Here is a 13,666-nt window from a genome sequence, read left to right on the forward strand (position 1 = left end):
TCCTTTCTGGGGGACATGATACCTCTGAATGACACATACATCAAGACGATTTTATCTGCAGACCGCCGATAATTGGCCGATACTTTTTAATTAAAATTGTATCAATTTTTCCGAACTCTCTGGCGTTTAGCAACCCGTGCATAATTAAAATTCTAGCGACAGAAATGGTGACCTGATAGTTCAGCTCCCGTTCAAACTGTTCCTTAGTCATCGTGATAAATGTGTTCATTGGCGCGCCTCCTTCCCAAACCGGCCTTTGATGTAGCAGGCATGGCAACAGTATTTGCGGGTCTTATTGCCATAGCTGTCAAACGGCCTGCCGCAGTGCGCGCACGACATATGATATATTGCCTTGCGGTTCAGCCTATCACGGTGGGCGCTCCACCACGCATGGCGGCACTGGTCGTCGCAAAAAGACTTAGGCTTGCTTTTCGGCGTCTGCTCCAGGCGCTTGCCACATTGTTTGCATTGACCCTTATTTTCTTCTTTCACCGTAACGTTGAAAGCATTGTGGACAGGCAGGTTATTACGCCAGCAGTACGATTTTACGGTACTCACGGGGAGAGCGAGTGAATTGGCGATCTTCGTATAACTCAAGCCCTGCAGCCGCATTTCCTGTATACGCTGTTTCTGTTCCTGAATCATGACAGTTCACCTCCGTAAAACAACAAGGGCAGCACGTTACATGCCACCCTTGTTCCCAAACTGTTTTGTACTCTTAACATTTGGAAATCCATTTCGTTACAATGCTCTCTGCTGGTTTGGATCAAAAAGATCACAGAGATGTCATGTTTTACGATGCCTACGTTTGATTTATAAAAAGGCATTGTATCATCCCCCTTTGGAGGACTGATAGTACCTCTAGAACGGCAAGACATCAAGGCAATTTTACCCGCAGGCCACTGATAATTGGCCGATATTTGCCGATGAGAATTTTATCAATTTTATCGTACTCTTTCTCGGTAATCAGCCCCTTGAAAAGCAGCGTTTTGGCAAGGGAAATAGCCGCACCATAGTTTTTCTCGCGGTCAAACTGTTCCGCAGTCATTGTGATTGTGTTCACTGGCGCGCCTCCTTCCCGAACCGGTCTGCAATGTAGCAGGTGTGACAGCAGTATTTACGGGTCTTATTGCCATAGCTGTCAAACGGCTTACCGCAATGCGCACACGACATGTGGTAAATTGCCTTACGGTTCAGCCTATCACGGTGGGCGCTCCACCACGCATGACGGCATAGGTCGTTGCAAAAAGACTTAGGCTTGCTTTTCGGCGTCTGCTCAAGACGCCTGCCGCATTGTTTACAGTGTTCTTTGTCATCATTGTTTTCCGTATCTTTGGAAGCATTGTAGATAGGCAGGTTATTACGCCAGCAGTGTGATTTTACCGTACTCACGGGAAGACCGAGTGAATTGGCGATCTTCGTATAACTCAAGCCCTGCAGCCGCATTTCCTGTATGTGCCGTTTTTGTTCTCCGGTCACAACAATCACCTCCATGGAGAAAAAGAGGGGGCGGCTCCTTTCAAGCCGCCCCAGCCTTACTTTGGAATTTTAAGAACCTGCCCGGCATGAATGGACGTTGAGGATAGTCCGTTCAGGGACATGATCTCCGGGTATCGGGCACCGCTTCCGAGCATCTTTTGCGCGATGCGCCAAAGGGAATCGCCCTTAGCCACTGTGTAGACGGTATAGGTTTCTTCAGTCTGACCGTCGACAACCTGCGATAGGACATCCTTATCCACCCATGTGTTAATGCCCGCTTCCTCGGATCCGCCCGACTTTTTGACTTTTTTACCGAGGAGCACGCAGGTTTTACCGCCCTTAACTACCGGCTTGCCACCAGAAGTGACCTGCGTCACTCCGTGGTAATAATCCGAGATCACCCATGACGGAATCTTCAAGCTGCCCGGGTAGTAGTATGTCGTCCCGTTTTTGATGGCCACCAGCGACCCGACCGCGATATCGGAAGGCGCGGGTTCAGGTGTCAGCTGGGGATCGGGATTGGCGTGGACGGCGAGTGACTGTCTAACGGCGGCGCGGAAGGAGTCCATCGATTTACTAAAACGGGGGAACCAGTGCATCACATCGGCATGGTTGCTGGCAATGCCCAGCTTATAACCCTCGGAGTGGCAGACAATGTTTTCCTCTGTCAAGCCATAAAGTCCGCAGAGATACACGCAAAGCTCCACGGCTTCCTTGTAAACGGCAGAAAAATACGAGGAATCGGTTAAACCGTCCTCGCAGATCTCGAAGCCGATGTGTGTGTCATTGGCCTTACCGCCCGCGTGCCAGCCGCGATAATTCCACGGCAGCGTCTGATATGTGGCAATTGAACCGTCCGCCAGTTTGCCGATGAAGGCGTGAACGCAGACCTGGCGGCCATCGGGCTTATCCTGATTCCAATGGTTGTTATACTGGTTCTTACCAAGTAGCCCATCGTCCGGGCCGACGTAGCGTTTCAGCCACGGGTTGTTTGCCCCCGTCGAGTGTACCATGATGCCCTTGGGCGCGATGGTGCGGCCTGCCTTGAAACAGGCGTTGTTCGTGAGTATTTGTTTTCGCAGATTCATCGTAAATCACCTCAAAATTAAAAGTTACAGATTTGGAGGATACAGATGATAGGTAAACTTCAAATCACAGTAAGCGGTCGCTGATGTGCCGTTGCTTCCCAAACGAATAAACAACCCATATCCGATTGGCACCCGGCTCTGACGCATCTGAATATGAACATGCTGGGCTTCGGTGGTGCTGTCTGCTCCGATAGGCGTACTCCGGGAGATTCTGGTGAAATTCTGCTCGTCGTTGGAAATATACAAATCCAGTTCTTTCTCGCTCGTATCAGATTGGCGGCAAAGGGTTATAAGATGGCAGTCGTAAGCCACCGGGACAAGCAGCCCGCTTTGCCCATCTATAGGCACGCTGCCGACAGGCAGTATCGTTTGCAAAGGCCCTCTGATGCTATTGGCACCGCCCGCACCGGAGACATTGCCAGACATGACGTATCTCAGATATGCCGCTCGGGTAAAGGCATTGATTACCGATGCTGCAGTGGATGTCAGCGTCAAAGCCGTGTTCGCGTCCTCAGCCTTTTCCAGTAAAAACAGGCTCTCGCCCGGAGCAATGGCAATATCACCGATGGAAAACCTCTGACTCGTCCAGTAGGCCATAGATGCCGGGTTTGTGTCTGTCCCTGTTCCATAGGCAATGTTCGCTTCATCTTGGACGCCCCTTATAGCGTCGGCAAGTTTCTTGACGGTATTGCGGAGGGTGCCTTGGATAAGTACCTGCACATTATTTGTGGACGGACTGCCCAAGGATGTAACAAACGTATATGTTACCGGGCCGAGTATGACGTTGTTGCCAGCCGAGATGTTTGTGAATGTGATGGACGCCCTTCGGCTCGCCATATCCGGAGCCGTAGCCGTTTCCACCGGGTGCAAATGGTTGAGCAGGATTCCCGTTCGTGTGTACAGCGTGTTACGCGTGTCTTCGAGCAGGTTGTGCGTGGTGTCTAGCAGCGCATAGTTGTTATTTAACAGGTTGTAGGTGAGATTCAGCAAAGCATATGTGTCGTTCACATCGAGCGCAGCTAAGGCCGACAGCACCTGATTCAGCCACTCCTGGGCGGGGGGCTCCGGCGGTTCGGCTACACCGTCCGCAAGGGCTTCCTCAACAATAGTAAGTATCCGCACGCTTTTCCCGACCACATCGCCGTAAGTGATCCTGATCTCCAGCCGCCCGACGCCGACGAGTGATGTGTCCGTCGCACTGGGCGACCATGTCAGCACACCATTGGCATAGGTCGTGACCACGGGATAGGCGACCCCGTCAGGCCGCATATATATGGCATTTAAGGCGTCACCGGGATACGTATCATCTAACAAGCTGGAAACGTCAAACTCAAGATGCCGGTAATGGTGCTCACCGCGCCGCCCGATGAATACCGTTGCCGCTTTCGTGGGATCAATCATGTTCCATCACCTGTCTTTGGCGGCTCCCCATCACGCCCGTGTAGCTGCTGTAAAACCTCCTTAAGTTTTTCAGGGATGGGCAGCCCAAGATGAGCCGAGTTTTCGAGGAGGGAAACACCCTCATTGCTCAGGTAGAAGAAAATCACTGCCGTGCGGAGAGTGCCGCCGGTGCCGCTCAATACCTGCGCGTCGAGGATATGGGCGACGCCTACCAGCACAAAGATGAGCACCTTTTTGAAGATACCCTTCGCGCCGATTTCGCTGGATAGCTTCTTGTCTATGATGGCACAGAGCACACCAGTCAGATAATCCACGGCGACAAAAGCGATCAGCGCGTAAAGAAAGCCGTCCATCCCACCGAGAAACCACCCAAGAAATCCTCCGACAGCGGCAAGAGCCAACTGTACCCAATTCCAAATCTCTTTCATTAAAAACACCTCCGTTCATAAATTTGTGTATTGAAAAGCGCCCCCGCACAAAATGAGAGCGCTTAAGTCAAGCGGAGCTTTATAAGGTCAGAATCAAATTTTGAAGCTGCTGCATCACGTCCGCTTTTGGCCACCCCGTTCCAATAGGCAGCCATGTGACGGTCGGGATATCAAAGGCCGGTGAGACGTCAAAGTCGTTGATCATCGTGATGACCGCCTCAATGGCTCTTCGAAGCTCCGTAATATGAAACGGCCAGTTCTTGATGGTGGTCTTGCCAGCGACGATTTCTTCACTCCAAGTTATTGGTGATAAAAAGTAGTAGTTTCGCACCGCGTTGACCGCCGTCCGGAGTGCTTGAATATGCGCCGCCCGCACATGCGTTGCGTTCGCGGTAATCGGCTCGAAGGGCGTAGACAGTACTGTAAAGGTGCGGATGACCTCCGGACTTGCCGACTCGATATCGCTGTCAAGGCACCGGAAGGTTGCCATATGGTTTCCTGCAGCCAGCGTTGCCGCTTGGTATACCGTGTTGACGCCGTTCCCGAGATAGCCGCTGGTGGAGAACATCTCGGGATCATCCACGCTGTTATGCCACGGGTCTGAATCGATCTTTACCTCCACGATCTGCGTCTGACCGTCCGGCTCGATGCCCGTTGTGATCATGAAACGCGGCGCGGTGTTGTAAACGGAACTGCCCTGCACCGGACAGACGATCACCGGCATGGCGGGCGGGCTGTTCTTCTTGACTGTGCCACTGACTACATAAGCGGAAACTGCGTCCAGAACATCGGCCACGCTGATGCGGTAGCGGGTATATGTTCCCGCTATCGGGGATGCGTTCGCCTCATAAGTACCGGAGGTCGTGCTTGAAATGATGGTCGCCAGTGCCTCGTATGCCGACCAGTTCACACCGTCTGTGGAGGTTGCGCGCTGGATGACATATTGCTTGATGGTACTGGTGCCCGGAGCTGCGCCGCTCCATGTGAGGGTTACTGTATTTACCTCATAGATGGCAGGAGAGGCGGTAAAGGAAGACGGCGGTGTAGGCAGTGTGTTTCTGCGGACACTGTTGCTTGATACCGTCCAGTCGGAGTAGAAGCTTTCACCGGCGGTACCACGCGTTCTGACTCGGAACCGGCGGTAATTGCCACGTGTGGCCGGAGGGCTGACGCTCACGCTGCTGCCTGTCGCGGAAGTGTTCACCGTGGTTAACGCCGTCCAATCGCCCCAGTTGCTATTATCAGGAGAGTCGCTGTACTGTATCTCAAAGGATGTGATAGCATTGCCCGCGCCACCCGTCGCGCCGCTCCACGAGAGGGTAACGTTCCCTTCAGATAGCGTAGCGCTTACCGAGCAAACGGTCGGTGCCCCGCAGGCAGTGACGTTGCAGTAGATGCTGCCTGTGACCTTCTCTACTGAGTAGACATCAAATGTGTCGATTGTCCAGATACCAAACTGCGTATATGTTCCCGGCGTTCTCGATACAATCGGGTTATAGCTGCCTCCGCTGGCCGCCAATGTCAGCGTGGTCAGAACGTTCCACGAACTCCATGTGCTGTTATCCGTAGATGTGCGGCTGGCGATCTGGTACCCCTTAATTGGGCTGGTGCCGCCTGATGCTCCGCTCCAAGTCAGCGTGATGATCTCGTCGCTGTATGCTGAGGGAGATGCGGTAGCTGTCACCGCCGGACTCGGTGCCGTATTCCTGCGGACGGAGTTCGTGGATATTTTCCAGCCGGAGTAATAACTTGCCCCCGCCGCGCCGCGCGTACGCACTTGGAATCTGCGGTAATTGCCCCTTGTTGAGGGTGGTGAGGTAGCCACACTGCCGCTTGTCGCGGAAGTATCCACCGTGGCCAGCGCCATCCATGCTCCCCATGTGGCATTGTCTGTAGATTCGCTATACTGAATCTCATAACCGGTAATCGCATTATTTATTCCGCCTGATGCTCCACTCCAAGAAAGGGTCACACCGCCTTCCGCGAGTATCGGACTAACCGAACAGGATGTCGGCGCTCCGCAGGCCGTGGTCAGCAGAGGTGCGCTTAACACCGTATAGCTTGAGTTGTCGATCACTCCGGATGTCAGGGGCAGCCGCCCGTCCGACACCACCTGAAAGCGTACACCCTGCTCCGTGTTCCCCGTAGTGGAAGCGCAGGTCACCGAAACATATCTGAGTCTCGGCGTGGTTCCGTCCCAGTTGTCGCCATCCGCCGCCTTGATACGCACCTGCGCGGAAGATCCGTTTACGGTCATGGTGCAAAGCAGGGCGTAACCACTGTGGATGTAAGAACCTGACGAACCCAATGCGGCGGATATGGTGAAGTTATAGGTCATTTGGTTATTGTTCGGACGGCTCTTGGAATAGGTTATCGTGTAAAAAACGGATGGGCCAGTACCCGCCTGCAGAGTTACGCCGTAAATATCCGCCACTGTCGTTCACCTCCTATTCATAGATTGCCGTCACAAGCGAATTGACAGTCCCGCACAGGCTGGCATTCAATCGGGTATCGGTGATGTTATTTGGAGCTATGGATGTCGCTGCAGCTGGTACAAGCACATCGGCGATGCCAAGCTCATAGACGTCGCTGGTTCTCGTCAGCGCAGGTGCCACCGGCGTCGCGGCGGGAGTGCCGGTGACAACGGCAAGCTGAATGCTCCGGCTGATCATACTCAGGCGAACCACAACCCGGTCGATGCGGGGATTACTTCCGTTTGCCGTCGCCAGCGGCATGTTTAACGCATCAGTATTCTCATACCGGTATCCGTTGATCCATGCGCTTCCCTCCGCCACGCCCACCGCCAAGCCGGTTCCAGGCGACACCTGCAGGTTTGCCGCTGTGGCGTAAAAAATACCGTTGGAGACAAGGCTTCCGAAATATGCCGCGAAATCCGTTGCGTCATAGACCCTGTCTCCACCGGATGAGTTGAAAAAACCGCTTTTTTCCATACGATATTTCCTCCTTCTCAGACGGTTTTCGTAAACTCGATAATTGCAAAACCAGTAAAGGCTGTCCGGTCATTACCGGGTTCGACAACGATATTGGTCATATCCGCGTAGAGGCCGATTTGCGAGGCAAAGTTATTGTACCGCGCGAGCGGCAGCGGCAAAAAGACAGTTCCGTTGGTCGCCATGCCAGTTAATCGGATAACGGTACTGATGTTTGATATACCATGCGCTACGCTCCCGGGCGTCGCGTTTGGAAGCGAACCGAGGTTTACCACCTTGCGGTAAATCGTCTTGCCATCTATCCATTTGCACCCTGTGTTTTGCTCTGTCGTGGAATAATTAGTAAACGCAGCGACCATGTTAGCAGCTGTAATCGTGTTTGTCGCTATATCCATTCCGGTAATGGTACCGTCCGCAATTTTTGCGCTGGTAACCGCTCCGTCTGCGATTCTCGTTCCGGAAACCGGAGCATTGTAGACATTGTTGATACTGGCTGCAAAGGTGCTTCCCCGGATGGCGGCCGCGATATCCGTGAGCGCGCCGAGCGGGAAGCTTATCCAGTTTGCCTGACCGGACGGTGTATTAAATAGGAATAGAGAGATCACGTAAAAGGTCATAGTGTTCCGGCTTATAAAAAAGCCCATTGCCCGCTGATAGCCGTTTCCCGTGTCATCTCCGTTGTGCTTCACCAAAAAGACATGCCCGTCGTCACTTGGCTGATCGCTGAATTTATTCCCGCTCCATGAGGTGAAATACAGTGAATCTCCCGGAACCATATTGTGCAAGGCATACTGGCCGACCGACGTCGTGCCTGCGCCCACGGTCACTTCTAGCACAGGGAGTTTCCCGAACAGGTTGTTGATGGTTTCCGTGACGGTGTCCCCTTGGATTTCCGGGGGTACTTGCGTCAAGTCGCCGATGGTTTCCGCTACCTCCGATACGCCGGTCGGGGCCGAGAGCGCCGTTTTGACCTGACTCAAATCGGAGCGGATTTTCTGCGCAATCGAAAGCTCAGATTTCCCAAATACCACACTGATGATCTGGCCGTCCGCGTCATAGGTTTCTTCGATCTCCATGATCCGGGTGGTCATGGAAACACCCCATGTCTTGGAGATGACCGTGACGGTCTGGCCGAGGTCGAAGTCTACCTTATATATAAGGTTGCTGTGAGGGTTGACCGACGCATCAAAGGAATAGCGTATTGCCAGTTCACTGAGCTTACTTTGACCTCGGAAAGTCAACGCATCTGTGTAATCCCCGCCGAAGTCCTCGCTCCGCAGGTCTTTGGCGTCCACGAAAATCTCGCGGCGGGATTCTCCGGAGCCGCCCGTGATGGCCACGAAGGTTCGTTCAGCGCCCTCGCCCTCGCCGCCGACAAGCGCGGAATTGGCATAATCCGCCGCGCTTTCCGTATAGGTCTGCTCGGTCAGGTTTTCGTACTCCTTGGAGAACACCGCCTGTGAGACGGCTCCCGCATATAGCGTTACCGTAAAAGCGCCCGTCGCCGGGATGAACACGGTCTTGATCCCGATGTCCGAAGCCTCACCAAGTTCTGTGACCGCCTCCAGCAGATTCCGGTACGATATCTGGGCGCTAATAGGCACGCCGAGGCTCGGCGACGAAAAGGATATGCCGTCGATCTTCCGCGCCGGGTCAGAGGGGTTTATGAGGTTATTGTTCAAAAGCTGTCCCACACAAGCCGAAAGATCGCCGGAGAGCGTTTCCGTTTCCCACACGATGCGCCGGGCGAGGAAGGATGTAGCGAAACGTCCGCTCGCTGTAATGATTTCGCTGTCGGTCTGGGACAGTTCCAGATGCTCGATGATCCCGGCTTCCTCGTCGTCGCTCTTCCATATGATGTTTCCCTCCCGCAGGAGCGCGGAATTCTCCGGCGTGGCGATGGCCTTCAGCTCGAAAGAACCACATTGCGAGTAGCGCCGCGTCCAGCGCAGGTATTCGAAGGATTCCACTATGCCCGCGAGCTCCCGAACAGCATTGAAGATATACAGTTCCATGCTCACACCCCCAGAAACTGAGATCGATAATAAATGCTGACCTCCAGCAGTTCCATATTGACCGAAGCGTCGTAGCGCAAGGTATTGACCCCGGCGGCAAGCTGGAAGAACGCCGAGCCGGTGTCCAACAAGGAGAAGGCATTCGTCACTGTGGAGCCGTCCACGCTGACCACGCGCTTGCCCGCAAAGTGGGTATATACCCGCAGCTCATCTCCGGCGCTCATCGTCGTGAGAAGCCGGATATACTCGCCTGTGTCAATATTCAACAGTTCCGGGTTCGTCACCGTGCCCAGCGCCTGAAACACGATCTCGCAGCCGCAGGGCACGTCGCCGATGTTGTCCACCGTGATGATCTGGCTGGGCTGGCGCATGCCGAATTCCATGCCGCCCTCTGGTATCTCTAGTTCAAATTCAAACATCGGTATCCACGATGCCAGCTCCTGCCGCACCTCATCCAGCGTTTCGAAGAACGGCGACGGGCAGAGCAGGCTGACGAAGAAATTCGGTATGCGCTGCCGGGTGGAAACGGTAAAGCCCGCTTCCTCCACCACACAGGAAATCTGCCGCCCCCTGTACAGGAGCGTGCCGCGCAGCTTTGGGCTGAATATCTGTAGGAAGCGCTGCCTGCGGGTGTACGCCTCATCCGGTGTATCAGCGATGACCGTGCCCTCCAGCGTGATGTTGCGCATATCCAGCGTGGAGGAAATATAAAAGGCACCGTCCTGCTCCGGTGCCTTGAAGGTATTGACCGTCTGCCGCACATTGCCCGTGCCGTCTATCTTGGTTAAAAAATATGGGCGGCTTTGTTTGAGAGTGATGCTCTCACCGCCCGCGTTGGTATATTTCAGCTCCATATGCCGCCCCCCTTAATACGCCAGAGCCAGCTTGCGGGACAGGTTTTTGAATTCCCGCGCCAGTTCCTTTTCTGATAACGGCTTGGGTGTGACCACAGAAATGCTCTGGTTGATAGTGGTTCCGTTTGCGCCAAGACCCGCGGCGCTCCGGGCAAGAGAGCCAGACAGGTTGAGTCCTGCGTTCACGTCGAAGTTGGTGGGGATGGCGTTCTTCATATCCTCACCAACACGCTTCATCGCCTGCTCGAAGCCGACGCCGATGCCGAGTCCCATATCGCCGCCCAATTCTGCGAACAGAGAGGACGGGCTATGAATGCCGAAAAAGTTTTTGATCTTCGACATCACATTCCCGAAGAAGCCGGATATCTTATCCCAGAGCCACGCGGCCGCGTCGTTGATACCTCTCCACAAGCCCTGTATCAGCTGGAGACCTGCCTGTGCCATCTGAGGAATACTCTGCACAATTGCCTTCACAATGGCGACGATGATCTGCGGAATGGCCTTGACCACCTCCACGATGATTGTCGGCAGATTGGCAATCAGCGCCACCAGCAGTTGCACACCGGCAAGGATGATCTTGTCGATGTTCCCGAGGATAGCGCCAACTATCGAGGTGACGATCTTTGGTATCGCCGCCACGATGGTGGATATGATCTGCGGCAGGTTCTGGATCATCGCGATGAGCAACTTGATACCCGCGTTGATGAGCAGCGGTATCGCCGCAAACACAGCGGTCAGGATGCTGTCGATAATTTCCGGTATCGCCGCCACAATCGCATCTATGATTTCGGGCAGCGCCTCCACCAGCGAGGTCAGAAGGTCGATGCCCGCCTGAACGATCTGGGGTATGGAAACCAGCACTGCACCGACGACCCCGTCGATGATCTGCGGCACCGCCTCCAGTATTTGCGTGATGATGGAGGGGAGCGCCTGCACGAGAGATACGAAAAGCGCCACGCCTGCCTGTACGATTTGAGGTATGCTTCCGGTTATCATCGTGACCAGCGCCTGCACGATCTGCGGGATCACCGCAACGATTTGAGGTATGGCGTTGGTGACAAAGCTGATAAGCGCATCAATGACGGCGGGCAGCGCGTCAATCAGCACCGGGATCGCATTAACGATGCCCTGTGCCAGACCGAGCACCAGTTGAAGCGCCGCGTCAAGGAGCAGCGGCAGGTTTTCTATCAAAGCCGTCGCAATCTGGGTTACGGCGGACACGGCAGCGGGGATAAGCTCGGGCAGCGCCTGCGCAATGCCGGAAACCAGCGTCGCTATCATCTGCACCGCCGCCTCCACAATGGCGGGAAGATTGGCGATGATGCCGTTCACCAGAGCCAGCACCAGCTGAAGCGCCCCTTGGGTAATGCCGGGAAGCGCGTCGATCAGCCCCTGCAGGAGCGTCATAACGATCTGGGTAGCCGCGTCTACAATAATGGGCAGGTTCTCTATGATCGCCGAGCCGATGGAAGTCACGATGCTCAGAGCCAGTTCGATGATCTTGGGCAGCTGCTCCAATATCATGGTTACGATGCCGCCCACGGTGCTACTGATGACCGCGCTGATCTTCGTCCAGTCGCCGTTGGCCTCGTTCAGCCCCCGCGTAAAATCACCCAGCAAGCTCACGCCATCGTCGGCCAGAATCTGAAGCTGCGGAAGAAGCACCATGCCGAGGGCATTCTTGGCAGCTTCTCCTCCGGACTTGAGCCGTTGCATGGAATCGTCAAACTTGGCGAGAGCCTCCAGCGATTCCTGACTCATGACGGCACCCATCGCCTTAGCTTCCTCGGTGAGCTGCGCGATACCTGCCGAACCTTGCTCAATAAGGGGATTCAGCTCTTGGGCGCTCTTGCCAAAAAGCTGCATCGCAAGGGCATCGCGTTCGGTTTCGCTGGATACATTGCCAAGCGCGTCGATGGCATCCCAGTATACGGCTTCCGAGTCCCGGAGGTTGCCGTTGGTGTCGGTAACGGAAATGCCCAGCGCCTTATACGCTGCTGCGGCGGTTCCCGTACCCTCGCGCGCGGAGGTCATGGAGCGTATATTCCGCGCCATGCTGCCGGTCAGGGTTTCCATCGAGGTATCCACCAGCTCGGCGGCATATTTGTACGCCTGCAGCGATTCGGTGCTCATGCCGGTGACCGTTGACATTGTAAGGATATCGTCGGCATATTGCGAAGCGCCTACGGTCATATCGGTGAGGGCTTTGGCCGCTCCGACCGCCGCCGTGCCGACCGCCACAAACGCCGCGCCCATTGCGACGCCAATGCCTTTAAGCACCGAGCCGAGTTTTTCGAGTTTGTCCGAGGACTTTTCTACATCGTCGGTTGACTCTTCGACCACATTGCCAAATTCATCAACCTTTTGTCCGGCATCGTTATATCCGCGATTCACATCACGGAGGGATTCTTCATTATCCGCAAGCTCGCCCTCCATGCCGTTGAGCTCCGCTTGCGCCTTGTTCAGCTGGATCTGCCAGTTTTGCGTGCGCCTGTCGTTTTCCCCGAAAGAGGAGGAGGCATTGTCCAGCGCGGCCTTGAGGGTGTTGATTTTTTCCCGCTGTGCGTCGATTTCCTTATTCAGAACTTCGTTGCGGGCAGTGATTGCCTGCACGGACTTGTCGTTTTTGTCAAATTGGCTGGCCACGAGGTTCATCTCGCTGCCGAGCACCTTGAAAGACTGATTGATATCCGAAAGCGCCTGCTTAAACTCTTTTTCGCCCTCAAGCCCGATCTTCAGTCCAAAATTATCCGCCATACTGTCTCACCTCCTCAAAAAGGGCATGAAAAAGGAGCAATCTTTCGATTGCTCCTGAGTGGGTTTTATGGCTATCCTATTTTAACTTTTCGAATCCTAATGAGTGTAATCAATATACTTGATGCTATCCGGCAAATCGTTTACAATAAGCTCCTTCATTTTCTTTGCAAAGGGACAGGGGTAGCCGATCGGAGTTCCTTTTTGGATACAAGAAGCAAATACGATTGTGTCCGCTCCTCGTTTTACCAGTTCCCGTGCCCTTAAAACAGCTTTCTTGGCCGGACAGCCGCCGCAATTTATAAATCCGACGATCTCTATTTCTTCTCCAACGCCCTCGAAAGCGCCCTTTTTTTCTTTTATCATCTTAAAGTCGGTTGTCCCCGGGCAGTAATCTTCCGTCTGAGCACATCTAATAATCCCAATTTTCATTATTCTGATATCCCCCAATGTGATTTGTAGCAACTTTCAATCTATGTATGTTTACATAGGCAAACATATCCCTAACGGCATGAAGTATATCACAATTAATTATATATTTCAAATGCCGTTAGGGATAATGTCGTCAATCGTAACGGCCTTCTTGGGTTTCTCGATGCCATGCCACTGCTTATGGCAGGCCCACAGGTCGAGAAACAGACCGATGGGCATAAGCCAGAATTCCTCCACGCTCATGCCCATCTGCACAACTCCATA

14 protein-coding genes are annotated in these 13,666 nt (G+C 54.0%); all 14 read right to left on the bottom strand.

Annotated features, from left to right (window positions below; all coding sequences use genetic code 11):
* Nucleotides 1–40: 40 nt before the first annotated feature.
* Complete coding sequence (locus BN348_RS07210; protein WP_040197166.1) at nucleotides 41–229, bottom strand: SHOCT domain-containing protein; 189 nt, start codon at nucleotides 227–229, stop codon at nucleotides 41–43.
* Nucleotides 226–645, bottom strand: a complete 420-nt coding sequence (locus BN348_RS07215; protein WP_040197167.1) for a serine integrase family protein — start codon at nucleotides 643–645, stop codon at nucleotides 226–228. Before BN348_RS07215 ends, BN348_RS07210 begins: the two co-directional genes overlap by 4 nt.
* A gap of 232 nt (nucleotides 646–877) precedes the next feature.
* Nucleotides 878–1,063: an SHOCT domain-containing protein gene (locus BN348_RS07220; protein WP_040197168.1), complete on the bottom strand. Its 186-nt coding sequence runs from the start codon at nucleotides 1,061–1,063 to the stop codon at nucleotides 878–880.
* A complete protein-coding gene (locus tag BN348_RS07225; RefSeq protein ID WP_040197274.1) occupies nucleotides 1,060–1,479 on the bottom strand; it encodes a serine integrase family protein in 420 nt (139 codons plus the stop codon). The genes BN348_RS07220 and BN348_RS07225 overlap by 4 nt, the downstream gene beginning before the upstream one ends.
* Nucleotides 1,480–1,535: 56 nt before the next feature.
* The gene (locus BN348_RS14435) at nucleotides 1,536–2,567 is read right to left on the bottom strand and encodes an N-acetylmuramoyl-L-alanine amidase (RefSeq protein WP_040197169.1); all 1,032 of its coding nucleotides are present in this window, start codon (nucleotides 2,565–2,567) and stop codon (nucleotides 1,536–1,538) included.
* A 24-nt stretch (nucleotides 2,568–2,591) separates the two neighbouring features.
* Nucleotides 2,592–3,968 (bottom strand): hypothetical protein, encoded by a 1,377-nt coding sequence (locus BN348_RS07235; RefSeq protein ID WP_040197170.1) that lies wholly within the window; start codon nucleotides 3,966–3,968, stop codon nucleotides 2,592–2,594.
* Nucleotides 3,965–4,396 carry a phage holin family protein gene (locus tag BN348_RS07240; protein WP_040197171.1) on the bottom strand — a complete coding sequence of 144 codons (432 nt, stop codon included), beginning with the start codon at nucleotides 4,394–4,396 and terminating at the stop codon, nucleotides 3,965–3,967. Before BN348_RS07240 ends, BN348_RS07235 begins: the two co-directional genes overlap by 4 nt.
* A gap of 79 nt (nucleotides 4,397–4,475) precedes the next feature.
* Nucleotides 4,476–6,830: a fibronectin type III domain-containing protein gene (locus tag BN348_RS07245; RefSeq protein WP_040197172.1), complete on the bottom strand. Its 2,355-nt coding sequence runs from the start codon at nucleotides 6,828–6,830 to the stop codon at nucleotides 4,476–4,478.
* 13 nt (nucleotides 6,831–6,843) lie between these two features.
* Nucleotides 6,844–7,347 carry a hypothetical protein gene (locus BN348_RS07250; RefSeq protein ID WP_040197173.1) on the bottom strand — a complete coding sequence of 168 codons (504 nt, stop codon included), beginning with the start codon at nucleotides 7,345–7,347 and terminating at the stop codon, nucleotides 6,844–6,846.
* A 17-nt stretch (nucleotides 7,348–7,364) separates the two neighbouring features.
* Nucleotides 7,365–9,362 carry a siphovirus ReqiPepy6 Gp37-like family protein gene (locus tag BN348_RS07255; RefSeq protein ID WP_040197174.1) on the bottom strand — a complete coding sequence of 666 codons (1,998 nt, stop codon included), beginning with the start codon at nucleotides 9,360–9,362 and terminating at the stop codon, nucleotides 7,365–7,367.
* Nucleotides 9,363–9,364: 2 nt separating this feature from the next.
* Nucleotides 9,365–10,216: a phage tail family protein gene (locus BN348_RS07260; protein WP_040197175.1), complete on the bottom strand. Its 852-nt coding sequence runs from the start codon at nucleotides 10,214–10,216 to the stop codon at nucleotides 9,365–9,367.
* Nucleotides 10,217–10,228: 12 nt separating this feature from the next.
* Nucleotides 10,229–12,973 carry a phage tail protein gene (locus tag BN348_RS07265; RefSeq protein WP_040197176.1) on the bottom strand — a complete coding sequence of 915 codons (2,745 nt, stop codon included), beginning with the start codon at nucleotides 12,971–12,973 and terminating at the stop codon, nucleotides 10,229–10,231.
* A gap of 96 nt (nucleotides 12,974–13,069) precedes the next feature.
* Nucleotides 13,070–13,402, bottom strand: a complete 333-nt coding sequence (locus BN348_RS07270; protein ID WP_040197177.1) for a CGGC domain-containing protein — start codon at nucleotides 13,400–13,402, stop codon at nucleotides 13,070–13,072.
* Between the two features lie 108 nt (nucleotides 13,403–13,510).
* Entirely contained in the window at nucleotides 13,511–13,651 is a 141-nt protein-coding gene (locus BN348_RS14055) for a hypothetical protein (protein ID WP_197068303.1), read from the bottom strand.
* Nucleotides 13,652–13,666: the final 15 nt, after the last annotated feature.

The organism is Candidatus Soleaferrea massiliensis AP7, from assembly GCF_000820765.1.
GTDB classification, from domain to species: Bacteria; Bacillota; Clostridia; order Oscillospirales; family Ruminococcaceae; genus Soleaferrea; species Soleaferrea massiliensis.